This window comes from Frondihabitans cladoniiphilus, from assembly GCF_039544345.1.
In the GTDB taxonomy this organism is placed as follows: Bacteria; Actinomycetota; Actinomycetes; order Actinomycetales; family Microbacteriaceae; genus Frondihabitans; species Frondihabitans cladoniiphilus.
The window spans coordinates 66582-89890 of record NZ_BAABLM010000005.1 but is presented as its reverse complement, the minus strand read 5'-3'; the positions used below and the strand labels follow the sequence as shown (position 1 = coordinate 89890).

Annotated in this window: 19 protein-coding genes; 14 read left to right on the top strand and 5 right to left on the bottom strand. The window is 69.0% G+C overall.

The window, feature by feature from the left end; translation table 11 throughout:
* Nucleotides 1-311: 311 nt before the first annotated feature.
* Genes ABEA39_RS12435 through ABEA39_RS12425 form a run of 3 tightly spaced genes read left to right on the top strand, consistent with a single transcriptional unit; the run spans nt 312 to nt 3591 of the window.
* On the top strand, nt 312-968 hold the full coding sequence (locus tag ABEA39_RS12435) for a TetR/AcrR family transcriptional regulator (protein WP_345376215.1): 657 nt from the start codon (nt 312-314) through the stop codon (nt 966-968).
* The gene (locus ABEA39_RS12430; protein WP_345376214.1) at nt 965-1606 is read left to right on the top strand and encodes a hypothetical protein; all 642 of its coding nucleotides are present in this window, start codon (nt 965-967) and stop codon (nt 1604-1606) included. Before ABEA39_RS12435 ends, ABEA39_RS12430 begins: the two co-directional genes overlap by 4 nt.
* Nucleotides 1603-3591: a YhgE/Pip domain-containing protein gene (locus ABEA39_RS12425; RefSeq protein ID WP_345376213.1), complete on the top strand. Its 1989-nt coding sequence runs from the start codon at nt 1603-1605 to the stop codon at nt 3589-3591. The genes ABEA39_RS12430 and ABEA39_RS12425 overlap by 4 nt, the downstream gene beginning before the upstream one ends.
* A 65-nt stretch (nt 3592-3656) precedes the next feature.
* On the opposite strand, the gene ABEA39_RS12420 is transcribed toward ABEA39_RS12425, so the two are convergent.
* The gene (locus ABEA39_RS12420; RefSeq protein WP_345376212.1) at nt 3657-4775 is read right to left on the bottom strand and encodes a glycosyltransferase; all 1119 of its coding nucleotides are present in this window, start codon (nt 4773-4775) and stop codon (nt 3657-3659) included.
* A 101-nt stretch (nt 4776-4876) separates the two neighbouring features.
* Here ABEA39_RS12420 and ABEA39_RS12415 point away from each other — a divergent pair, with 101 nt between their 5' ends.
* Complete coding sequence (locus ABEA39_RS12415; RefSeq protein ID WP_345376211.1) at nt 4877-7000, top strand: acyltransferase family protein; 2124 nt, start codon at nt 4877-4879, stop codon at nt 6998-7000.
* A 39-nt stretch (nt 7001-7039) separates the two neighbouring features.
* On the opposite strand, the gene ABEA39_RS12410 is transcribed toward ABEA39_RS12415, so the two are convergent.
* Both ABEA39_RS12410 and ABEA39_RS12405 read right to left on the bottom strand, forming a co-directional pair.
* Nucleotides 7040-7447, bottom strand: a complete 408-nt coding sequence (locus ABEA39_RS12410; RefSeq protein WP_345376209.1) for a DUF3151 domain-containing protein — start codon at nt 7445-7447, stop codon at nt 7040-7042.
* A 26-nt stretch (nt 7448-7473) separates the two neighbouring features.
* On the bottom strand, nt 7474-8118 hold the full coding sequence (locus ABEA39_RS12405; protein ID WP_345376208.1) for a TrmH family RNA methyltransferase: 645 nt from the start codon (nt 8116-8118) through the stop codon (nt 7474-7476).
* A 103-nt stretch (nt 8119-8221) separates the two neighbouring features.
* Between ABEA39_RS12405 and ABEA39_RS12400 the strand changes: the two genes are divergently transcribed.
* The 8 genes from ABEA39_RS12400 (at nt 8222) to ABEA39_RS12365 (ending at nt 17171) form a co-directional block, all read left to right on the top strand.
* Nucleotides 8222-9385, top strand: a complete 1164-nt coding sequence (locus tag ABEA39_RS12400) for a glycosyltransferase family protein (protein ID WP_345376207.1) — start codon at nt 8222-8224, stop codon at nt 9383-9385.
* Nucleotides 9386-9408: 23 nt separating this feature from the next.
* On the top strand, nt 9409-10443 hold the full coding sequence (locus ABEA39_RS12395; protein ID WP_345376205.1) for a glycosyltransferase: 1035 nt from the start codon (nt 9409-9411) through the stop codon (nt 10441-10443).
* 105 nt (nt 10444-10548) lie between these two features.
* Nucleotides 10549-11985 (top strand): tyrosine-protein kinase domain-containing protein, encoded by a 1437-nt coding sequence (locus ABEA39_RS12390; RefSeq protein ID WP_345376204.1) that lies wholly within the window; start codon nt 10549-10551, stop codon nt 11983-11985.
* Complete coding sequence (locus ABEA39_RS12385) at nt 11982-12590, top strand: arsenate reductase/protein-tyrosine-phosphatase family protein (RefSeq protein ID WP_345376203.1); 609 nt, start codon at nt 11982-11984, stop codon at nt 12588-12590. The genes ABEA39_RS12390 and ABEA39_RS12385 overlap by 4 nt, the downstream gene beginning before the upstream one ends.
* Before the next feature lie 62 nt (nt 12591-12652).
* Entirely contained in the window at nt 12653-13741 is a 1089-nt protein-coding gene (locus ABEA39_RS12380) for a glycosyltransferase (protein WP_345376202.1), read from the top strand.
* Entirely contained in the window at nt 13738-15018 is a 1281-nt protein-coding gene (locus ABEA39_RS12375; protein ID WP_345376201.1) for an oligosaccharide flippase family protein, read from the top strand. The genes ABEA39_RS12380 and ABEA39_RS12375 overlap by 4 nt, the downstream gene beginning before the upstream one ends.
* Nucleotides 15015-16337, top strand: a complete 1323-nt coding sequence (locus tag ABEA39_RS12370; RefSeq protein WP_345376200.1) for an O-antigen ligase family protein — start codon at nt 15015-15017, stop codon at nt 16335-16337. Before ABEA39_RS12375 ends, ABEA39_RS12370 begins: the two co-directional genes overlap by 4 nt.
* Nucleotides 16338-16346: 9 nt before the next feature.
* The gene (locus tag ABEA39_RS12365) at nt 16347-17171 is read left to right on the top strand and encodes an HAD-IIA family hydrolase (RefSeq protein WP_425556976.1); all 825 of its coding nucleotides are present in this window, start codon (nt 16347-16349) and stop codon (nt 17169-17171) included.
* A gap of 13 nt (nt 17172-17184) precedes the next feature.
* On the opposite strand, the gene ABEA39_RS12360 is transcribed toward ABEA39_RS12365, so the two are convergent.
* Both ABEA39_RS12360 and pyrE read right to left on the bottom strand, forming a co-directional pair.
* Complete coding sequence (locus tag ABEA39_RS12360) at nt 17185-18705, bottom strand: septum formation family protein (RefSeq protein ID WP_345376199.1); 1521 nt, start codon at nt 18703-18705, stop codon at nt 17185-17187.
* Between the two features lie 803 nt (nt 18706-19508).
* A complete protein-coding gene (gene pyrE, locus ABEA39_RS12355) occupies nt 19509-20060 on the bottom strand; it encodes an orotate phosphoribosyltransferase (RefSeq protein WP_345376198.1) in 552 nt (183 codons plus the stop codon).
* Nucleotides 20061-20136: 76 nt separating this feature from the next.
* On the opposite strand from pyrE, the gene ABEA39_RS12350 reads away from it, so the two are divergent.
* Entirely contained in the window at nt 20137-20976 is an 840-nt protein-coding gene (locus ABEA39_RS12350; protein ID WP_345376197.1) for an exodeoxyribonuclease III, read from the top strand.
* Between the two features lie 81 nt (nt 20977-21057).
* Complete coding sequence (locus tag ABEA39_RS12345; protein ID WP_345376196.1) at nt 21058-23283, top strand: transglycosylase domain-containing protein; 2226 nt, start codon at nt 21058-21060, stop codon at nt 23281-23283.
* The last annotated feature ends 26 nt before the right edge of the window (nt 23284-23309 follow it).

The window sequence follows — 23309 nt, the reverse complement described above, 5'->3', positions numbered from 1 at the left end:
GCATCCGGCTCGACCCTGCAGTGGTCGAAAAGATGAGAGAAGCCCCGGGCCTCATGAGGTGCCCGGGGCTTCGTCGCACGCTGTGCGCGGAAGTCTCAGGCGGTCATGGGTTCGCGATTGGCGCGCTGATCGAGCTCGAGCTCGAAGCGCTGCATGCCGTGGCGCTGATAGCGACTCATGGCAATCCTTTCGCGGGCGGGGCCGTGCCGAGGCGGCACGGAGTTGAGAGTTTATCGATGCGACGCCGTCCAGCCGCAAGGGCAACGAACTAACTTGCACTGAACTGTGCAACTTAGGCGTAGGATGTGACCATGCCCTCCGACAGCACGACTCCGCGAACCCGCGCGCCCCGTCGCGACGCCGCCGAGAACCGCGAGGCGATCCTCCTGGCCGCCGCGAGCATCCTCAACAGCGACCCGACAGCCTCGCTCGAGGCCATCGCCGTCGAGGCCGGACTGTCCCGCCGAGCCTTCTACGGCCACTTCGCCACCCGCGACGACCTGTTGCGCGAACTCGCCCTCCACGGTGCGGCTCGCATCAACGCGACCCTCGACGGCCACGAGAGCGACGACGACGAGGGCAGCGGCGACCCGGGCAGCGAGCTCGCCCTCCTCGGCGCCCGCCTGTGGGACGAGGTCGACCATGTCCGCGTCATGGCCCTGCTCACCCTGCGCGGCCCGCAGTCGACCCTGCTGGGGGATGCCCTGGCCCCCCTCCGCCACCGGGTGCGGCGTCTGGTCCAACGAGGTGTCGACGCGGGCGCCTTCCGCGACGACGTCCCCGTCGCCCGCCTCTCCCGCCTCATCGAGAGCGCCGCCATCTCCGTCCTCGACGAAGGCACCCGCCACGGCCTGTCGAGCGCGGAGGGGCGACGCCTCGTCGTCCTCTCCGTCCTCGGCATCGCCGGCTTCGGCCACCGCGAAGCGCACGACATCCTGACCCGAACCCTCACGAAAGCGGCACGATGAGACTCACCCTCGAAGCGATCGGCATCGGCGAAGGCCCCGGGGCCCCGCTGCCGCAGGTCAGCGCGGAAGCGACGACCGAGACGCCCGGCATCGCTGCGGTCGAGACCGAGGGGGCACCCACGCTCGCCTCGCTGATCGCGGGCGGACGGATGCACCCCGAGACCGGCCGGGTGCTGATCGACGGCGAGGCGGACGCGGACCGGATCCGGGCATCCTTCGCTCTCGTCGACACCCCGACGGTCGCCGAGCCGTTCGCCGACCTCACCGTGCTGACCGTCGTGCGCGAAGAGCTCGTGCTGGCCGACCGGCACGGCAGCAAGGCCGCCGCCCGCACGTTCCTCGAGACCATCGGGCTGGCGGAGCACGAGGAGACGCGGATCAAGGCGCTGCCCACGGCCGCACGCGTGCGACTCCTGTCCGAACTGGCGATCCTCCGCCCGGGTGTCGAAGGCCTCGTGCTGACCTCCCCCGAGCGCCACGGCGGCGACACCGTCGAATGGTTCCGTGTCGTTCAAGACCTTTCCGAGCGCGGCTTCACCGTGCTCGTCGTCACCGGCGTCGCCGCTGCGACCCACCTCCGGAGCCTCGTCCCCGCGGGCGTCGAGAGCCCCCAGACCACAGAAAGCCGCGAGTCGTGAAGATCGTCACCCTCATCCGTTCCGAGCTGAAGCGCCTCACCGCGACCTCGCTCGCCCGTCTGGCGCTCGTCGCGCTGATGGTCGTGCCGCTGCTCTACGGCGGCATGTACCTCTGGGCGAACCAGAACCCCTACGCGAAGCTGAACGCGATCCCCGCGGCCATCGTCAACACCGACACCGGGGCGAAGGATGCCAACGGCGACGCGGTCAACTACGGCGACAAGGTCACCAAACAGCTCGTCGACGGCAAGGACTTCGACTGGCACGTCGTGAGCCCCGCGCAGGCGAAGGCCGGCATCAACGACGAGACCTACAACTTCGTCTTCACGATCCCCAAGGGCTTCTCGAGAGACCTGACGTCGACGAGCAGTGACGACCCGCAGGCCGCGAAGATCACCCTGACGACCAACGACACGACCAGCTACCTCTCGTCGACCATCGCCGACCAGGCGGGCAAGACCATTCGCGCGACCGTGACCGAGGAGGTCTCGAAGCAGGCCGCCTCGACCCTCCTCGTCGGGCTCGACGAGGTCCGCACCAACCTCTCCTCGGCGGCGTCCAGCACCGGCCAGCTCGTCAGCGGCTCGCAGCAGCTCGAATCCGGCCTCGCCACCGCGAACTCCGGTGCCGCCACCCTGGCCTCGGGCACTGCACAGCTCGCGAGCGGCGCCTCGAACCTGAACTCCGGCCTGCAGACACTCGAGTCGTCGACGGCGTCGCTCCCCACCCAGACGAAGACGCTGTCGAACGGAGCCGCATCGGTGGCGTCCGGAGCAGCCTCCCTCAACACCTCCGTGTCCAGCGCTGCCAACGCGAGCGCCGAAGCGCTCTCCGCCCTGCCTGCGCAGCAGGCGACAGCAGCGGCTCAGACCAGCGCCGCCCTCGCCCAGGTCATGGACCAGGCCGGTCTCACCGACGCGCAGAAGAGCGCCATCGCGGCCGTCGTCTCCCAGGCCGGAAACCAGACCGCAGCCTCCGTGACGGCCGCGACCCAGGCCACGAACAACCAGCTCCAGCAGCTCAAGGCGGCCACGAGTCAGCTCGCCACCGGCAGCGCCCAGGTGTCGACGGGCGCCGGGCAGGTGGCGACGGCAGCGCCCAAGCTCACCTCCGGAATCGCCTCCGCCGCGACCGGAGCGGCCTCGCTGTCGACCGGGGCCGCCTCGGCGAATTCGGGAGCAGCATCCCTCGCTTCCGGCCTGTCGTCCTTGAGCTCGGGCGCCTCGCAGCTCACGGCCGGGGCCACGAAGCTGCAGTCCGGCCTCGACGACGGCGTGAAGCAGATCCCTGCGACGACCGCGGCGACCCGCGACAAGCAGGCGGCAGCGATCGCGAACCCCGTCAGCATCAAGGATGCGTCGGTCGCCAGCGCGGGCAGCTACGGCGCCGGTCTCGCCCCCTTCTTCATCAGCCTGGCCGCGTGGATCGGCATGTACGCGCTCTTCCTCATCATCAAGCCGATCTCTAAACGCGCCCTCACCGCAGTGAAGGCCCCCGGCCGGATCACGCTGGCCGGCTGGCTCACCCCCGCCGTCCTCGGCCTGGTGCAGATGCTCGCGCTGTTCGCGATCGTCAAGTTCGCCCTCGGCTTCGACGTCGTGCATCCCGCGCCGATGATCGGCCTGATGGTGCTCGCCTCGGTCACGTTCGCAGCCATCATCATGACGCTGAACGTGTATCTCGGAAGCGTGGGGCAGTTCCTCGGCCTCGTGCTGATGCTGATCCAGCTCGTCACCGCCGGCGGCACCTTCCCCTGGCAGACCCTGCCCGGCCCGCTGGCGGCGCTCCACCACGCGTTGCCGATGAGCTACGCCGTGGACGGCATCCGGCAGGTCATGTACGGCGGCAGCACCTCGGCCGCGTGGAGCGACGCCGGAGTGCTCGCCTGCTGGCTGGTCGGCGCACTGCTCCTGTCCGCCCTCGCCGCACGGCGCATGACCAAGAGCCGGACGATGCGCGACCTGCGACCGTCGTTGATCGGCTAGCGCCGAGGCTCACGGCCGGGTTCACGGCCGGGGTTCACGGCCGGGGTTCACGGCCGGGCGATCGTCTAGCGCCGGCGCCGGACCCCGCGCGCGACGAGCGCCGTCAGCTCGGCCTCGTAGCGTCTGCAGATGTCGGCCCAGGTGTAGTGCTCGCGGGCCCGAGCCTGGGCCGCGTCCGCGAGGGCCTCCTGCCGCACCGGGTCGCCCAGCAGGTCGACCACCGCCTCGGAGATCGCGGCCGGCGTGGGAGCCACGAAGACGCCCGAATCGCCGAGCACCTCGCGGTTGTAGACGGTGTCGCGAGCGACCGTCGGCGCCCCGCAGAGCATCGCCTGGACGAGCGCCGGATTCGTGCCGCCCACACTGTGACCATGAAAGTAGGCTCCGGCGTGCTGCCACAGGGCGAGAAGTCGCCGGTCGTCGCTGAGGTGGCCGAGCCAGGTCACCCGCGGCGAAGTCGCTGCCAATTCCGCCACGGCCTCGTCGAGCTCGTCCCCGTAACCGCTCGACCCGACGATCACGACGTCGTGCGATCGGGCGATCGTGCGGGCGGCCTCGACGAACTCCGCCACGGTGTTCTCCGGAACGAAGCGGGCGACGACCAGCGCATAGCCGCGGTGCGTCAACCCCGATTCGAGCGGCAGGATGCCCGGTTCCTCACCCCCGTAGGGAATGAACACGGCCCGCCGACCGAAGTCCGCCTGCCAGCGGCGGACGATCTCGCGGGCGTCCCCCACCAGGCGCGTACCGAACCAGGCCGTCGTACGAGCGCCGGATCGGAAGACGAACTTGGCGAGCCTCCCCCACTTCGCCCGCTCCCACTCGATGCCGTCGACGTTGACCAGCGTGGGGATACCCCGGAGGCGCAGCAGCGGCAGCCAGAAGCCGTTCGCGACGTTCATCACGAGAGCGACGTCCGGCTTGTGGACGAGTGCGTCGAGCACGGCCGTGAACCCGTAGCTCAACGTGCTGAGGGAGCGCGACTCGATGCCGCCGGTGGTCGTGCTGACGACCCGGGCATCCCGCGCCGGGTCGTCGTCGCGCGTGGCGCCGTCGCGGCCGTACACCGTGACCTGCCAGCCGCTCTCGGCCAGGTGCGGCGCGATCTTGCGCACGGCCGTCTCGAAGCCGCCATAGTAGCTCGGGTAGCCGCGGGTGCCGATGATGGCGACGGACTTGGTCACGCGTCGCCCCTCCCGATCGAACCGATGTCAGCCAGCGTAGCGGGCGAGTCGGACTTCGGCTTTTAATTGATACATTACGTTTTCTATTGTAATATTCCTACGTGTCTCGATTTCGACCAGAATTGGAAGGGCTGCGCGGGCTTGCCGTGGTCGCTGTCGTCGCCAACCATCTGACCGGCGCGCCGACCGGCGGGTATCTCGGAGTCGACGTCTTCTTCGTCCTGTCCGGCTACTTGATCACGAACGGGTTGCTCGTCGAGCTCGGGCGAACAGGGTCGATCGACGTGATGACGTTCATCGTCCGTCGGGGTCGCCGCCTTCTCCCGGCCGCCATCGCCGTGGTCGCTGCGACGCTGGCTGCGGCATGGCTCCTCTGGCCCGTGCCCAGGGCGCTCGGCGTGACGCTCGACGGCATCGGGGCCGTGACCTCGGCCGAGAACTGGCACCTCGTCGCCGTCGGCGCGCGGTATCTCGAAGGCGGTGGCAACGACTCCCCTCTCGAACACTTCTGGTCGTTGGCCGTCGAAGAACAGTTCTACGCTTTCTGGCCGGTGATCCTTCTCGCGACGGGGCTCGTCGCCGCCCGGCTGCGTCGCTCACAAAGGCGTGCCTGCGCGGCGGTCGTCGTCGTCATCGGCGCCGCGTCTTTGGTCGCCGCCGCCCTCCTCGTGTCCTCGAACCCGTCCGAGGCCTACTTCGACTCCTTCGCCCGTGCCTGGGAACTCTGCCTCGGGGCGCTCGTCTCCGCTCTGTCCCCCCGCGTCGCGATCTGGACACGCGGCGCGCACCGCCGCCTGGCGACGGGAGGTGTCCTCGGAATGGCGGGTGCGTTCCTCCTCCCGCTGGCCTCGGCTCCCGGCCCGTTGCCGGCCGCGGCCCTCGCAATGGCCGCCCTGAGTGCTGCCTGCGTCATCGCCGGAGCACCGGGCTCCGACAGCGTCGCGTCCCGGATCCTCGAGGCTCGCCCCCTCCGACTCCTGGGCAGGCTCTCCTACTCCCTCTACCTGGTCCACTTCCCCGTCGTCGTCATGACCGGGGCGGTCCTCGGTCAGTCAGTCGCACAGGTCGCTCTGGGAGCGACACTGACCCTCATCCTCGGGGCCGCCTGCTATTGCTTGATCGAGAATCGTTTCCGGATGCACGGGACGGCCCCGGCGACGTTCCCCCCAGCGACAGCGCCCAGTCGGACCGTCCGGTCGATCCGGTCGTCGCTGCTGTGCGGAAGCGGAGTCGTCGTTCTCGTCATCGCTTCGTCGGTGGCACAGAATTCCGGGCCGCGAGAACTGACCCAGACGACGGCCGCCGCCGGCCGTCTCGGCCTCGACCTCTCCACTGCTTCGGCAGGTCGACCCTTCGCCTCCGAAGCCGAGGCGCAGGCCGCTGTCGCAGCCGGCCTCCGATCCTCCACCTGGGCCGGCATGGTCCCGGCCCTCGACCAGGCCTTCGAATCGCAGTTGGCACCCGGGCTCGCGGCAGAGACGGGGTGCCTCTTCGATCCGCTCGAGACGACGTCTCCCCTTCGCACCTGTCGCGAGGGGCCAAGCAGTGCGACGAAGACAGCCCTGGTCGTCGGCGATTCGGTGGCCGTGAGCTGGATTCCGGCCGTTGCCGAGGCCCTGGTGCCCCTCGGCTGGCGTGTGATCGGATTCGGCTTCAGCGGATGCCCGGCCATCGACACGACCGTCGTCAAGGCCGGCGCCGCCCCCTCCTTCACGACCGCGTGCACGGAAGCCCGCCGCAACACGGCACGATTCGTCGAGACGACGAAACCCGACCTCGTGGTCACCTCGAGTTCCGAGCGATCCCTCGACGCGCTGGCCACCGGCCGGCGGGGCTCTGCGGCCCGAGACGAGTGGCGCGAAGCGACCCGCCGCACCCTCGACGAATTCACCGCCGTCGCCGGCCGCGCAGTCGTCCTGGGTGCACCGCCCCTGGGCCTGCGAGTCCAAGCGTGCGCGACTCGACTCACCACCCCGCGGAAATGCGAGAGCCGGCTCTCGGAACGAAGCCTGCGCAAGGCTGCAGCCGAGAGCGGAGCCGTCCGAGAGATCGTCGCCGACGGTCGCCGAGCCGCCTACGTCGACAGTGCCCCCTGGTTCTGTCTGGACGGAGCCTGCCCGATCCGAGTTGGCGAGTACCTCACCCGGGGCGACGACAGCCATCTGACGAACGCGATGTCGGAATCGCTGGGGGATGCCCTTCGTCCCTGGCTCCTTGCCGGATGACCCGACGCCCCTGCCCCAGAACCGTGTGCCGCTGACGCGTCAGACGCCTTCGATCGCCGCCACGGCGGACGGGTCCGCGTCGTTCAAGAACGTCGTCAGGCGGTCGACCTCCTGGGTCTCGCCGATGGCCTCCGCCCCCCGACGGAGCGCGTAGAGCGAACGCAAGACACCCCGATTCGGTTCGTGCGACCACGGCACCGGCCCCTGACCCCGCCAGCCGGCCTTCCGCAGCGAGTCCAGGCCGCGATGGTAGCCGACGCGCGCATAGGCGTAGGCCTCGACGACCGCACCTCGATCGGCCGCCTCATCGGCGAGCAACGCCCATGCGAGGGACGACTCGGGATGCTCGACCACGACCTCGACGACGGGTCGCGCTTCGAGGGCACTCGCGGCCGCATCGACGGGCAGGAGTGTTGCAGGAACGCCGAGCAGATTCGCGGAAGACATGCGGACCACGCTACCCGAGGTGCCACTCACCGAAGGCGCGCGTGCTGAAGGATCCACGAGTGCATGACGACTGCGGCTGCGGCCGAGGCGTTGATGCTGCGCGTCGATCCGAACTGGACGATCTCGAGCACGGAGTCGGCCGCCTCGATCGCCTCGGAGGAGAGCCCCGGGCCCTCCTGCCCGAACAGGAAGACGCAGCGCTCCGGCAGGTCGACCGTCTCGATCGGGACCGACCCGGGGACGTTGTCGATGGCGATGACGGGAAGCCCCGCATCCCGCGCCCATTCGACGAAGGAGGCGATGTCCGGGTGGTGCAGGACATGCTGGTAGCGGTCGGTGACCATGGCTCCCCGTTTGTTCCAGCGGCGGCGCCCGACGATGTGGACCGTCTCGGCCGCGAACGCGTTGGCGCTTCGCACGATGGAGCCGATGTTCATGTCGTGCTGCCAGTTCTCGATGGCGACGTGGAACGGGTGGCGGCTTCGATCGAGGTCGGCGACGATCGCCTCCATGGTCCAGTAGCGGAACCGGTCGATGACGTTTCGGGTGTCTCCCCGAGCCAGGAGTTCGCGGTCGTAGCGACCGTCGGTCGGCCAGCTCTCATCTCCCCCTGGCCACGGGCCCACTCCATGGGTCGTCGTCTCATGGCTCGAATTCCGGTCATCTGACACGCGGCCACACTACGGCCATTGGAATCGGAGCTCGATTCGTTGACGAATACGAATTCGACATATTACACTTATGTTGCTAATAACTCTCGAGCGAAAGACACCCGTGCCACTCTCCCGAATTGCGCGGCCCACCCCGGCCCTCCTCGCCTATCCGATGCACGGTCAGTACAAGCTGCTCTCCGAGGGCTACCGGACTCGAGACGGCCACCTCATCGAGTGGGCGGGGCGCCTGACCGCTGGCCGAGGAGGCGTCACCGTCGTCTCCCGCCCGGAGCCGAAGGCGTACTTCCGGCGAGCTACCGGTCGTGAGCCCGCCTTCGGCACGCGAAGCATCGACACGACGACGTGGAGGCTTCCCGATCCGCGCGACCGACGTCGATGGTGGGTTCGCTCCCTCTCCGCCTATCCGAAGCTCGCGACCGCACCCGACGTGCCCGCCATTGTCTGGAACCCCTTCTGCGCCCTGGCACCGACCGAGCGGTCCCCCTTCGGCGGCGGCCGAGCCGTCACTCTCGATCTTCTCGACGATTGGACCACGCACTTCGCCTTCCAGGGCATCCGCGACGAGGTCGAGGCCGCCTACCGGGAGTCCTTCCGCCGCGCCTCGTTCGTCACGGCGAACGGCGCCGGCACCGAGGCACTGGCACGTCGGTTCGGCCGTGACGACGTCACACTCGTGCCCAATGGCTGCGACGCCGAGCGCTTCAGCCGCCACAGCCGCGCGACCGGTCCGCTGACCGTGGGCTACGTGGGCAAGATCGGTCGGCGGCTCGACCTGACCGAAGTCGTGACGACCATCTCGAGACTGCCCGAGCTCGACTTCGTCTTCGCCGGCCCGTTCCTCGACGCCGGCTATCGAGAAGCCCTCGAAGCCCTGCCGAACGTCCGCCTCCTCCTCGACGTGCACTACGACTCGGTGCCCGCCCTGCTCGAGACCTTCGACGTCGGCTGGGTGCCTCACCGTGTCGGCGGCGGCGAAGTCGGCGGCGACGTCATCAAGACCTACGAGTACCGAGCCGCCGGGCTCCCCGTCCTGGCCACCCCCTTCGAAGGGGTGTCCGATCAGGGTCTCGACCAGGTCACGGTCCTGCCCGCCCCCGCGCATGCCGAGCATCTTCGTCGCCTCGCCGCCCGGGGGCCGCGAGTACGCCGAGTCCCCAGTGCGCTGCCGGCCGCCGCAAGCTGGCAGCACAAGACTCGCGCTGTCCTCAACAACCTCGGCGTGCTCACAACGTGGCCGGAACCCGGCGACCGGACCACCCCGTGAAGGTCTGCCTCGTCGCTGCGCCCGTGACCGCGCGCAGTGGCGTGTACCGGTCGTGCGTCGACCTGGTCGCATCGGCCCGCAGCCGCGGTCTCGATTGGACGGGCGAGATCGCCGTGCGCCCAGGCGCCGCCGGCGCGTCCGTCGAAGCGGAGGGCGTCCGAGAGACGCAGCTGTCCGAGCACGGGCGTGCTGTCGTCCCCGCGATCCGCGGCCTCCTCCGAGCGTCACCTGCCGTTCGTGGAGCCGATGTGGTCATCACTCTCATCTCCCAGTCCGACATGGCAATGGCGTCGTGCCGAGATCTCGCCGCGAAGCATGTGGCCTGGGTCCGTGGGCTCCCCTGGCCCGACCGTGGCGAGCAGACTTTTCCGCGGCGCCTTCTCCTCCGCCGGCTCGAGGCACGGGCACTCAGGCGCGCAGACGACGTGTGGGCGACGAGCTCCATCCTCGCCCGATCCGTGGCCGAAGTGCGTCTCCCCTGCCTCGTCCCGGCCGGCGTGCCCAGTCGACCACGACTCTCCACGGGCGAGTCGGCAGAGGGGCCGATCGTGTGGGCCGGGCGACTCACTGCAGACAAGGGCGTCTCGGAGTTCCTCGAACTCGCGCGCACCATCGATCATCCGGCACGGCTGCAGGGAGCCGGGCCCCTCGACGGTCTCGTCCGCCGCACGGCACCTTCCTCGCTCGAGATCGCGGGATGGGGCGCACCCGATTCGCTCTGGCACGACGCCGCCGTCTACGTCTCGACCTCCCGACGAGAGGCGTACGGACGCTGCGCAGTGGAGGCGGCTCAAGCCGGCGTCCCCCTCGTGCTCAGTGATCAGGTCGGTGTCGGACCCCAACTCATCACCGATCCCGACCTCCGCAGACGATTTCTTCTCCCTCTGGCACGACCGCACCTCTGGGGCACCGCGATCGAAGGGCTCCTGTCCGATCGCCGTCTGCGAAGACGACTCTCCGATCACGTGGTCGCGAACGCCTCCTCCCTTTCCATCCACGGATCGGTGGATCTCGCCCTCGAGCGCCTCCACCAGTCGGCGGAACGCGTCCTCTCGTGAATACTTCACCGATACCGCTATGAATTTTGTATTTCACATTGTAATTTGTCAGGCGTGATTGCGACCCGAGCAATCGAGCCCTCATCCATCAAGCAGGGAACACCTATGACTCTCAGCGATTTCCTTCGCCTCATGCGGCGGAGCGCGACGACGCTCATCCTTCTCGCTCTCCTCGGCACCCTCGTAGCCGGGGTCGCTTCCCTGTCCACGACGAAGCTCTACAAGGCCTCGACCCGGCTCTACGTGACGGTTCAGGGCGCCGACGAGTCGAGTGCCGGGGAGGCCGTCCAGGGCAGCAGTGCGGCACAGGCGAAGGTGCGTTCGTACATCAAGGTGGTTCCCAGCGCGAGCGATCTGCAGCCCGTCATCGACGACTTGCACCTGTCGGCCTCGCCCGCCGCCCTCGCGGCCCTGCTGTCCGTCTCCTCCCCCACGGGCACGGCCCTCCTCGACGTCTCCGTCACGGGGACCGATCCGGTGACGGCCGCGAAGACGGCGAACGCCATCACTTCAAGCTTCCGCGCGGTCGTCGAAGACCTCGAGAAGCTGCCCGACGGGCAACCCGGCCTCGTCAAAGTGACCTCGCTCCAAGACGCGCAGGCGCCTGGTTCCCCCTCGAGCCCGATCGTTCCCCTGAACCTCACGCTGGGGCTCCTCGCGGGCCTCCTCGCCGGCGTCGCGGCGACTCTGCTCCGGAACAGCCTCGACACGCGCATCCACGGCAACCACGATGTCGCGAGCGTGACGGACTCTCCCCTCCTCGGGAGCATCGGCTATGCGCCCGACGCTGCCACCTCCCCGCTAATCGTCCAACACGATCCTCGGAGTCCTCGCGCCGAGTCCTTCCGAACCCTCCGCACGAACCTGCAGTTCCTCGACCCGGGTGCGCGGAGCCGGAGCTACGTGATCACGTCGGCCCTGCCCTCCGAGGGCAAATCGACGACCGCCGCTAATCTCGCCATCGCCATCGCCGAGAGCGGCGCGAGCGTGGCCCTCGTCGACGCCGACCTGCGCCGTCCCCGAACAGCGGAGATCATGGGCATCGAGGGCGCCGTGGGTCTCAGCGACCTGCTCATCGGCCGCGTCGAGCTCGAAGACGTCCTGCAGCCGTGGGGTCAGGGCGAGATGTCCGTTCTGGCCGCCGGGCGCATCCCACCGAACCCGTCCGAACTCCTCGGCTCGCGGTCGATGCACGCACTCCTCGAAGAGCTCACCGCACGATTCGACTACGTCCTGATGGACGCACCGCCCCTCCTGCCGGTGACCGATGCAGCCGTCCTCAGCAAGCTGACCAACGGTGCCATGGTCGTCGCCGCCGCCCGGTCGTCCCGACGGGGCCAGATGCGCGAGGCCCTCGACCTGCTCGACAAGATCGGCGCGAAGACGCTGGGCATCATCCTGACCAAAGTTCCGACGACGGGGTCCAGCCGGTACGGCTACGGGCAGTACGCGGCGTACTACGGCCGCGTGCCCGAACCGGAGGAGGCGCCCGTGGCCCGCCGGACCGCCCGGCGTTCACGCCTCCAGGAGTGGGCGCGATGAGCCAGGACGACTTCACGGTGCTCCTCGTCTGTACGGGCAACCTGTGCCGTTCCCCGTATGCCGAGGCGGCACTTCGACGGCGCCTCTCCGAGCATCCGTCGGTCCAGTGTCGAAGCGCTGGGACCTCCGCCGTGCCCGGGGCCGGGGCCGCCCGCCCCACCATCGACGAAGGCGTCCGCCAAGGGCTCGACCTGGCCGACCACCGGGCGGCGCTCCTCACAGAGACCGTCGTGACCGGAGCCGACCTCGTCCTGACCATGTCCCGCAGGCATCGTGCCGAGACCGTCTCCCTCTCGCCGCGTGCCAGCCGCCGCACCTTCACTCTGATCGAGTTCGCGGCGCTCTGCGACGATCTGGCCGAGCCGCACCTGTTCGAGTCGCGGATCGACTTCTCCGCGCCACCTGCGGAACGCCTCGCTGAACTGGTCCGGCTCCTGGCCTCTCGTCGAGGCACCCTGCCCCTGACGTCCCCCGAGAAAGAGACCGTCGTCGATCCCTACGGGCTGCCCAACGACCGATACCGCGAGATGAGCCACCAGATCGACGCGGCGCTCGATCCTGTCGCCGAGGTCCTCCTCCAAGTCCTCGCCGGCGCCGTCCGCTGACCCCCTCCGCTGCCCCACCGTCAGAGAGAAGACCCGTGCGTACCCGACGCCTCCCTCGCTCCATGCCGACGAACGCCCGGCTACGCGTGCTCCAGTACGCCGTCCATGATCCCGAGTACCCGCGCAACCGCAGAGTTCGCGAGTTCCTCAGCGCGTTGCCGGAAGTCGTGGTCGCGACGCATGAGCGGAGTCGGAGCCGCAGCAGGGCCCGCCGCATCCGCGAGGACCTCACCGCCCTGTTCGTCTCCGGTCGCCGCTCCGATGTGATCCTCCTCTCGGAGATGCGCCTGACGCAGGCCCTGCCGGCCTCCTGCGCGGCCCGCCTCTTCGGCGCTCGCCTGATCGTCGACGGCTTCATCGGCCTGCACGAGACCGCCGTGGGCGATTGGCAGCACCTCCGACGGGGTTCTCTTCGTGCCCGTCGCCTGCGCCTCCTGGACGCGCTCGCCGTCCGCGTCGCCGACCTGTACCTGATCGACACGGAGATGCGCGCCGAATCGATCCGAAGCGAGCGCTCGGGCGCCGCGGTGCTCTCGCTTCCGGTCGGAGCTCCCGCCTGGGCCCGTCCAACCCGATCCACGGCGACCGGCCCGCTTCGCATCCTCTACTACGGCAACTACATCCCCCTCCACGGCCTCGACCTCGTCATGGACGCCCTCGATCTGCTGGCCGTCTCGCACGAGTTCGAGATCGACCTCGTCGGCTCGGGGTCGGCACGACCCGCACTCGAGCAGCGAGCCCGAGAAGCAGTTGACCCGCGGCGCTATCACTTCTCGGATCCGATCCCGGAAGGAGCTCTCGCCGAAGCAATCCACCGAGCCGATGTCGTTCTCGGTGTCTTCGGCGAATCCGAGAAGGCCGGCGGCGTGGTCGCCAACAAGGTGTGGCAGGGACTCGCCTGCGGTCGCGCCGTCGTCACGCGCGACAGTTCCGCCCTGGACGAGATCGCGTCCGCGGCCGGCCCGTTGCTGCACCGGACGATTCCGGGCTCAGCGGAATCGCTCGCCGAGACGCTGGCCGCGCTCGCGCTCGCGCCCCGCCCCCCTGTCGACGCCGAGGTCGCCGCGCGTCTCGAGGCGGTCGTAGCTCGGTCGTACGACCGCTTGGCGGACTGGCTCGTGAGCGATGCAGCTGGGGAAGTCGCATCATGACGTCCCGCATCGATCTCCTGGGCCGTCTTCGCCGACACTTCCGCGTGATGGGGCTCTACACCTTGGCCCCCGTCGCGGCCGGATTGGCTCCCCTGGCCGTCATCCCCGCCGTCACGGGCCGATTCGGTGCCGAGGGCTGGTCCGTCGTCGCGGTCTCCCTGGCCGTCGGCTCGGCGGCGTCGGTCATCGCCGAACTCGGTTGGACCATCGTCGGCCCCCAGCTCGTGGCACGGGCGTCCGGTGAGACGGCACGACTGTACGAAGAAGCCCTCGCCTCGCGCTTGGTGGCCCTCGCCTTCGTCCTCCCGATCGGTCTCGTCGTGACCGTCCTCACGACCGAACACCACTTGATCGCCGCCTGCCTCATCACAGCCGGCGTCACATCGGCCGCGGTGAACCCCGCCTGGCTCTTCACCGGCCTGGGCCGCCCCACGAGCATCCTCGTCGCCGACACCCTGCCGCGAGTCGCATTGTGCCTCCTGTCGGCACTCGTCATCACGGCCGGCGGTCCGCTCGAGGTCTACGGCCTCGCACTCCTCGGCACCGCGGTCGTCGGCCTGGTAGCCGCCTCGCGAATGCTCGGGGTGCCGCTGTGTCCGCGACGCCATTCCTTCGCGGCCGTCCCTCGAAGACTGAAGGAGCAGGGGATGCTCGTGCTCGGCCGTGGCGTCACCACCGTGTACAAGGCCCTTCCCGTCGTGGTCCTCTCGGCGATCTCCCCGGGCGCGGTAGCCGCGTACTCGGCCCTCGACCGGCCGCTGCGCATGGGCCTCGGCATCCTCATCGCCGTCCCCAACCGCCTCCAGTCCTGGGCGGGCGTGGCGGACGGTCGGCTCCGTTCACGACGCGTGCGGGTCTCACTCGTCGTCAATGCCGCCCTGGGCCTCGCGGGCGGACTCGTGTTCGCCGCGGGGATACCGCTCGTCACAGCCGTTCTGTTCCGCGGCGTCGTGACGGTCGACGCCGAGCTGACCTGGCTCGGTGCCGCTGTCGTGGCCGCCGCATGCCTGTCGCGCGGCTTCGGCTTCGCACTGGTCGTGGACCGACGCGCGAACGCCACCGCCGTCGCCGCCTTCTGGGCCGCGGGAACGGCTGTCGTGTGCCTCCCTCTCGGCGCGGTTCTCGACGGGGCTACAGGGCTCTTGCTCGGCGTCCTCGCGGCCGAACTCGTCGGCGTTCTCGCGCAAGCGTTCCTCTGGGCGCGTTCGTCGCGCACCGGTTCCCGGTCGCCCGCCGTCCGTGAACGAGACGGAGCACCGATGGGATCGCCCTCGTGACCGCCACGCTCCTCTTGCTCGCCCTCATGGTTCTCACCCTCCTCGTCGTCGTCGTGCTCGTCCTCCCCCGCGAAGCCCGACGCAGTGCTCTCGTGGTGCTCGCCGTCGTGGCCGTCGTAGCCGCGACCTCGGTCGACGCACCGACGTCCGTATCACTGGCCGCTCAGGGCTTCGCTGCACTCCTTCTCAGTCTCAGTCTGGTGGTGGGCCCGTTCGAATCAAAGCGACTCCGATCGCCACTGACCGGCGCTGCTCTGGCGTTCCTGGTGCTGTCGGTGGTGACGACCGCTGCCTTCGAACCCGCCGCTCTCGGTCTGGCCGTCCGAATCGGAGGGCTCGAGGCCCTCACCGCGGTTGCCGTCTCACAGTTCCGGTCGCACGACGTGGCCCGCCTCACCTCGGCGCTCATCGGCCTGGCCTGCGTGGAGGCCGTGCTGGGCATCCTCGAGGCCCTTGTCCTGCACCAACCGTTCCCGTGGGGCAGGCGCGTAGTCGAGGGGCGGGAGATGTACACGAATGCCAATGTGCTTCTCGGCAACGGTTTCCAGCGAGTCGAGGGCACGCTCGGCCACGCGATCCCGTTCGCCACCCTCCTCACCGTCGCCGCGTGCCTGCTGGTCAGAACATGGAGCGTCCGGGGCCCTCACCTCCGATGGATCGCGATGTCGCTGTGCGTCGCCGGGTTGGTGCTGTCCGGCTCCCGGACCGGTGTGCTCGGGCTCGGCCTCTGCTTCCTGCTTCTGATCCTCACGTCCCGTTCGACCGGACGCGGACTCCGCGTCGTGACGGTCACGTGCACGCTCGCGGGCGCTACGGCCCTGTTCTGGAACGACGTCCGCGACATCGTGGCCCGGACGATCGAGACGGGCTCCTACACGAATCGTTCGAGCGCACTCGATTCCGTTCCCGGCCTCGTGGCCAGGCCGTTCCGCGAGGCCCTCCTGGGCTCCGGATGGGGAAGCGAACTCGACCTCTACGCACGAGGCCTTCTGCCACAGAACGGCTTCACCATCGTCGACAATCAGTTCGTGACGACGTTGGCCACGACGGGCGTCGTCGGCGCGGGGCTCCTCACCCTCCTGTTCCTGACATCGTTCGTCGCCGGCGATCGAACCCGTCGGGCCCTTCTCGTCCTCCTGGTGGTCATGGTGTTCAGCTTCGACTTCGTCGCATGGGCCTCGATCGGCACCCTGTGCTTCCTCTGCCTGTGCACGCCGTGGCAGACCGCTGCCCCGTCACCGGGGCAGTCGGAGCGGGCTGTTCCGAGCGGCCCGTGTCCGAGCCCCGGTCGTCGAATCGAGGTGGCCGCGGCCAAGTAGGGTGTCGCCATGGCCATCAACTCCCGCAACGACGTCGAATGCTGGCTCACCGACATGGACGGCGTGCTCGTTCACGAGAACCAGGCGCTTCCCGGAGCCGCCGAGCTCATCCAGCAGTGGCAGGACGCAGGCACCCCCTATCTCGTCCTCACCAACAACTCGATCTTCACGCCCCGCGACCTCGCTGCCCGCCTCAAGGCGTCCGGTCTGAACGTCCCCGAAGACCGCATCTGGACCTCGGCTCTGGCGACCGCCGACTTCTGCCGCTCGCAGATTCCCGGCGGGTCGGCCTTCGTCATCGGCGAGGCCGGCATAACGACGGCACTGCACGAGGCCGGATTCATCATGACCGAGACGGCCCCCGACTACGTCGTCGTCGGTGAGACCCGCAACTACTCGTTCGAGGCGATCACGAAGGCGGCTCGACTGATCATGGCCGGCGCCCGGTTCATCGTGACGAATCCGGATGCCACGGGGCCGAGTTCCGAGGGAATCCTTCCGGCCACCGGCGCCATCGCCGCCATGATCACGAAGGTGACCGGCAAAGAGCCCTACGTCGTCGGCAAGCCGAACCCGATGATGTTCCGCTCGGCCATGAACCGGATCGGCGCCCACTCTGAGAACACGGCCATGATCGGCGACCGGATGGACACCGACATCATTGCCGGGATCGAGGCCGGCCTGCACACGATCCTGGTCCTTACCGGCATCAGCGACCAGGCCGAGATCGACCGCTACCCGTTCCGTCCGAGCGAGATCCTGCAGGGCGTCCACGAGCTGGTCCGCAGCGCGCCCGTCGAAGCCGACCTCGGCGACGCCGAGGGGAACTTCTGAGCGAAGCTCGCGCTCAGGCCCCGGCGGCGAGGCTGCTGGTGAGGGTGGCCCCGTTGGCCCGGCTCACGAAGCAGTAGTAGGTGCGGTCCCCCGCGGTCCACTCGCTGGCTCGGCTGGGGTAGCTTCCCGAGACCTGGATGTCGGAGTAGGCCTTCGCCGCACCCAGGTTGATCACGGAGGAGGACGAGCACAAGAGCGTCATGCGGCCCTGAAGTGCCGCATCTCCCGGGTAGGCCGTTCCGGCGGCGTCGGGCAGAGCAGCCTTCGCCACGAGTTGGGCCGCGTGCGGGGTGGCGCAGTCGACGACGGAATACGTCTGCTGCCAGGCGGACTGGAACTCGGAGACGCACTCGCCTCCGTTGAGATCCGTCCACTGATGCGTGCCGGGCGACGCGGGCCCGGTCGCCACCGCCGCCGGCGCGGAAACTGTCGGCGAGGCCTCGGGCGGTGCTGACGAAGCCGAGGGAGCCGCGCTCGCCGCGGAGCTCGGGGTCGGAACCGTTGTGCTCACTGCGCTGGGGGAAGACGGCGAGGCCGCACCTGCTCCGTGCGTGGAGATCGCTCGGCCCAGGAAGAACAGCAGGACGAGCACGACGAGGAACGCCACGACCACGCCGATCAGAACGAGGATGCGCCGATCGCCTCCCGAAGTGTCGTCACCCCCGTCACCCTTGGTCGGGCCCTCTGCGGCTGGGGTCTGCGCTGCGACCCAGGATTCGGGCACTCGATTCGGGTCGACGGGATCGACGGGGGTGTTCCGGCCGAGGCGGGACTCGGCGCTGAGGAACGACCCCGGGGCGAAGGGGGACGGCGTCGCCGCGGGCACGACCGCCTTCGGGGCATCGGGCTCCGCCAGCTCGGATATCGAGGGGCCTGCGGTCGGCAAGAGCGCGGTGGGCGCGTCGACGGGCGTCTTTTCCGAGCCGACCGGCGGTGCCTGGGCGCCGACCGGCGGCATCTGCTCGCCCTCGTCGTCTGCTGAGGGATCGACCACGACGGGCGGGAGCGGCGTCACCGGAACGTCGGCCCAGGCGCTCGGATCGTCCTCGGTGCGCTCGAGCCGCTCGTCGTCGGGCTCGAGGACGTCGACATGCTCGGCCGGGAACCCCTCGTGCGTCTCGGGCTCGACATCAGCCTCGTCGTCGACGATGTCGCCGAAGAGCAGGGCGAACGGATCGTCCTCGACCTCCGCGTCGTCCTCGACCCTTGCGGTGTCCTCGACCTCTGCGTCAGGGGCCTCGAAGGGTTCGTGCAGCGCTGCTGAAGCCGGTTCTGCAGGAGTGGCGACCTCGTCGCGCGCACCTGACTCAGCGGCGACCGGGGCGACATGGAGGGGTTGGACGACAGGGGCCGTCACGGCGTCCTGCTGCAGGTCAGACCCGATGCCGGTTCGCTGGGGAGCTTCGGGCTCGACTTCGGCCGGCACTATGCCCAGGAGTTCGGTGAACGTCGCGTTACGGAGGTGGTCTTCGTCGGAGGGCTCTGTCGACGCGGCTGTCGGCCCGGCGAGCTCTTCGGCCGGCTCGAGAACCACGACGGATTCCGGCTCCCCGTGCGTTTCCGCGTACGGCTGCGGCGCCGGCTCCGGCTCCACGAACGGCTCCGACTCCATGAACGGCGCCGGCTCCGGCTCCACGAACGGCTCTGGCTCTGGCTCTGGTGCAGACCCTGGTTCGGCTGGCTGCTGGCCCACGCCACTGTCCGGTGCGGTCGATCGCCAGTCGAATGCAGCCGGAGCCTCGCCCGGTGCCGCATTCGCAGGAGGCACGGAGATCAATTCAGTGAACGACGGCTCCCTTGGCGCGACTTCGGCGGACGGCGGTGCGACCGACTCCAGCCCCGAATCGGCCTCGGGCGAATCGGCTCGGCGAGACTCGATGTCGGCTGGCTCGCTTGCAACCGGCTCGACCGGTGGCGCTTCGACCTCAGGTGATACACCGACGAGTCCGGACAGATCGAGTGCCTGCGGGTGCGCCGCGTTCTCCGGCGCCGCCTGCGATTCCGATTCGACGGCCGGCTCCTCGATCACCGGCTCTTCGCTCACCGGCTCCTCGATCACCGGCTCCTCGATCACCGGCTCCTCGACCGATGCACGTTCGCCGACCGCAAGTCCGGGCTCGACAGGCGATGCCTCTGCACGCGTCGAGTGCCGAGGAGGCCGCGGCGCCCCGAAGAACGATTCGGCGCTCGGCAGACGGCGCGGAACGATCGGTAGTGTCTCCTCAGGCGCGAACTCGGCGGGGGCCGGGTCGGACGAGGGTTCAGACGCAGCGGGGCCGTCCGGGTGGGATGCGGGCAGGGCATCCTCGTCCGAAGGCGGTTCCGGGCGCTCGTCGCTCACGGCTCGAGTCCGAGGTCTTCCAGGCTGATCGCCGCGTAGTACGGATAACCGGCGGCTTCGATGACTTCGCGGGCCCCGGTCGAACGGTCGACCACGACAGCGACGCCGACCACGACGGCCCCGACCTTCTGGAGCGCCTCGATCGCTTTGAGTGGGGACCCTCCGGTCGTCGAAGTGTCCTCGACGACGATGACGCGCTTGCCCTCGAGCTCAGGGCCCTCGACCTGGCGGCCGCGACCGTGGTCTTTCGGCTCCTTGCGCACGACGAACGCGTCGTACGACTTGCCGGCGGCGGCGCCCTGGTGCAGGATCGCGGTCGCGATCGGGTCGGCGCCCATCGTGAGCCCGCCGACGGCGAACACATTGGGCACCTCGGCGATGAGGTCGACCATGACCCGACCGATCAGCGGCCCGACCCGGTGGTCGAGGCTGACCTTGCGCAGATCGACGTAGTACGACGCCTTCTTGCCGCTGGTGAGCGTGAAGTCGCCGTGGAAGACGGCGAGATCGCTGATGTACTGGATGAGTTCCTGGCGCGCGTCGGTCACGCGCACATAGTACCCAACGCCCCCGGAGCGCCCGGCGAGAAGGGCGCGACCTGTGGACAACCGGTAGCGTGAAACCATGCGTGTCGCCACCTGGAACGTCAACTCCATCCGTGCCCGAGCAAGCCGCGTCGTCGACTGGCTCGTCCGCGAAGACGTCGACGTCTTGGGCATGCAGGAGATCAAGTGCAAGCCCGAGCAATTCCCGTACGACCTCTTCCACGAGGCCGGCTACGACATCGAGTTGCACGGCCTGAGCCAGTGGAACGGCGTCGCCTTCGCCAGCCGCCTCCCCATGAGCGACGTCACGATCACCTTCCCCTCCCAGCCGGGCTTCGCCAAGGGCGTCGAATCGGGGGATGCCCCCAAAGAGGCCCGTGCGATCGGCGTCACCGTCGACGGCATCCGCCTCTGGAGCCTCTACGTCCCGAACGGTCGCGAACTGGACGACCCCCACTACACCTACAAGCTCGACTGGCTGGCGCGGCTGCGCGACGAGACCGAGGCCTGGCTGGCTGACGACCCGGGCATCCCCCTGGCTCTGATGGGCGACTGGAACGTCGCCCCGCTCGACACCGACGTGTGGGATCCCGCGGTCTTCGAGGGCCACACCCACACCAGCCCGCCCGAGCGCGCCGCCTTCGACGCTTTCCTGCAACCCGGCCTGCTCTCCGACGTCGTCCGCCCCCGCCTCCCGGAGGGCTACACCTATTGGGACTACAAGCAGCTCCGATTCCCGCGAAACGAGGGGATGCGCATCGACTTCGTTCTCGGATCCTCGAGTTTCGCCGACCTCGTCTCGAGCGTGCGCATCGATCGCAACGAGCGCAAGGGCGACGCCCCGAGCGACCACGTCCCCGTCGTCGTCGACCTGGACGTCGAGTCGGAAGACGACGACGATCGCCCGATGATCTTCTGATCCGGCGCCGGGGTCATCCCGCGGGACGAGTTTGGGGCGACACCCGTCAGAATGTCAGATGTACCACCTATCATCCTCGACATGAAGAGAAACTCTGTCCGCCTCGGGGCCCTCGTTTCTTTCGTCGCGCTGAGCGCGGTGGCCGGGCTCCTCGTCGCCCTCGCCGTGACTCCCGGGCTCGCCGTGGCCGGGGCGACCACGAAGAACGCCGCCGCGATCTTCGAGACGCTGCCCGACTACTTGGAGATCGGCAAGCTGCCCCAGCGCAACGTCCTGTTCGCCGACAAGGGTGGGCAGCAGGTCCCGTTCGCCACGATCTATCACCAGAACCGCGTCTCGGTCAGCGACGCCGGAGTCGATCAGACAGCGAAAGACGCTCTCGTCTCAGGCGAAGACCGCCGGTTCTTCGAGCACAACGGCATCGACGCCACCTCGACGGCGCGTGCTGTCGTGGGTCAGATCACCGGACACGACGCCGGCGGCGCCTCCACCCTCACGATGCAGTTGGTCCGCAACATCCTGGTGGCCGAAGCCGAGGCCATCCCCGACTCGTCGGAACGCCAGGCCGCTTACAAGAAGGCCACGGAGGAGAACCTCGGTCGCAAACTCGCCGAGATGAAGTACGCCCTCGGCCTCGAGAAGCACTACTCGAAAGACCAGATCCTGCTCGCCTACCTCAACATCGCCTACTTTGGCGATCAGGCGTACGGAATCGAGGCCGCGTCGCAGCACTTCCTCGGCAAGAGCGCCGAGCACCTCACTCCCGCTGAGGCAGCGAGTCTCATCGCGACCGTGCAGTATCCGACGAGCCGCAACCTTTCGACACCGGCCAACTACCAGGCCAACAAGGCTCGTCGCGACGTCATCCTCGATGCGATGCGTGCCGAAGGCAAGCTCGATCAGGCCGCCTTCGATCAGGCGGTCGCCACTCCCGTCGGTGACTACGTGCGCCTGACCCCGGCTGTCCAGGGCTGCCTGGCCGTCACCGAGCCCGGAGCGGGCCACTGGTGCGACCTCATCACCCGGTCCGTCGTCTCCCTCCCCGCCCTGGGGCGGAACGACGCCGAGCGGCGGGCCAACTGGAAGGCCGGCGGCTACGAGATCCACACCTCCCTCGACCTCGACCTGAACGCGAAAGCGAAGAGCGAACTCGAGATCTACGCCCCCAACACCGAGACCCGCTACGACCTGGGCGGCGTGGTCACCTCCCTCGAGCCGGGCACCGGCCGCGTCCGGGTCCTGACACAGAACAAGGACTTCGACAACACGAAGGAGGGCGGCGGCCGGACGACTACCTCGGTGAACTACGCGGTCGACCAGAGCCTCGGCGAGTCCACCGGGTTCCAGCCGGGCTCGACCTACAAGCCGTTCACTCTGATCGACTGGCTCGAGAAGGGCCATCGCCTCACCGACACCGTCGACGCGACCCCGCGCACCTTCACACCGATGACCACGTGCGGCTCGAGGTCGCGCACTCCCGACTTCCACCCGAAGAACGACAACGGGGGCAACCCGGGCACGGTGACGGCCCTGCGCGCCACGACGCAATCCATCAACACGGGCTACGCCGCCATGGCCCAGAAGCTCGACCTGTGCGACATCCGAGATGCGGCCAAATCGCTCGGCGTGCACTCCGCCACGGGCAAAGAGTTGAGCACGTTCCCGTCCTCCGTGATCGGTTCGGGCAACGAAATCGCTCCCCTGACCATGGCTGCGGCCTTCTCCGGTATCGCCAACGGAGGGGTCTTCTGCGAGCCGACGTTCATCGACTCGGTCGTCGATTCCGAAAAGAGGGTCCTGCCCGGGCAGGTGAAGAGCTGCACGCAGGCCATCGACCCTGCCGTCGCCGCCACCACGGTGTCCGCGCTCAAGACGGTCTTCGCAAGCGGAACGGCCACGGCTGCGAACCCCGGCGACGGCGTGCCCGTCATGGGCAAGACCGGCACCACCGACCACGCAGAACAGACCTGGCTCGTCGGGAGCACGACCAAGCTCGCCACCGCCGCCTGGGTCGGCAACATCAGCGGGCACCAAGACCAGTACAAGATCCGGGGGAGTCACGGGGCGATGAACCAGCAGCGCCTCACGATCTGGAAGCACGTGATGCAGGCCGCGAACAAGACCTATGGCGGCGGGGCGTTCGCAGCGGCGCCCCGGGCGTCGGGAGGCAGCACGTCCGGAGGCAGCTCCAGCGGCGGCGGCTCCCCCACCGTCGAAGCCACCCCGACCTCGACGCCAGCGCCGACACCGACGTCCACCCCTCACCGCTCCCCTGGGCACGATGACTCGGCTCGCGCCGACGAATGATGCAACGACGGGCGACACGTCGGTGA

Bases quoted from the DNA above. Each gene is read 5' to 3' on its own strand.
- ABEA39_RS12385 (WP_345376203.1), top strand. From the start codon at position 11,982: ATGAGCCAGGACGACTTCACGGTGCTCCTCGTCTGTACGGGCAACCTG.
- ABEA39_RS12390 (WP_345376204.1), top strand. From the start codon at position 10,549: ATGACTCTCAGCGATTTCCTTCGCCTCATGCGGCGGAGCGCGACGACG.
- ABEA39_RS12350 (WP_345376197.1), top strand. From the start codon at position 20,137: ATGCGTGTCGCCACCTGGAACGTCAACTCCATCCGTGCCCGAGCAAGC.
- ABEA39_RS12365 (WP_425556976.1), top strand. From the start codon at position 16,347: ATGGCCATCAACTCCCGCAACGACGTCGAATGCTGGCTCACCGACATG.
- ABEA39_RS12410 (WP_345376209.1), bottom strand. From the start codon at position 7,447: ATGTCTTCCGCGAATCTGCTCGGCGTTCCTGCAACACTCCTGCCCGTC.
- ABEA39_RS12435 (WP_345376215.1), top strand. From the start codon at position 312: ATGCCCTCCGACAGCACGACTCCGCGAACCCGCGCGCCCCGTCGCGAC.
- ABEA39_RS12345 (WP_345376196.1), top strand. From the start codon at position 21,058: ATGAAGAGAAACTCTGTCCGCCTCGGGGCCCTCGTTTCTTTCGTCGCG.
- ABEA39_RS12375 (WP_345376201.1), top strand. From the start codon at position 13,738: ATGACGTCCCGCATCGATCTCCTGGGCCGTCTTCGCCGACACTTCCGC.
- ABEA39_RS12380 (WP_345376202.1), top strand. From the start codon at position 12,653: ATGCCGACGAACGCCCGGCTACGCGTGCTCCAGTACGCCGTCCATGAT.
- ABEA39_RS12430 (WP_345376214.1), top strand. From the start codon at position 965: ATGAGACTCACCCTCGAAGCGATCGGCATCGGCGAAGGCCCCGGGGCC.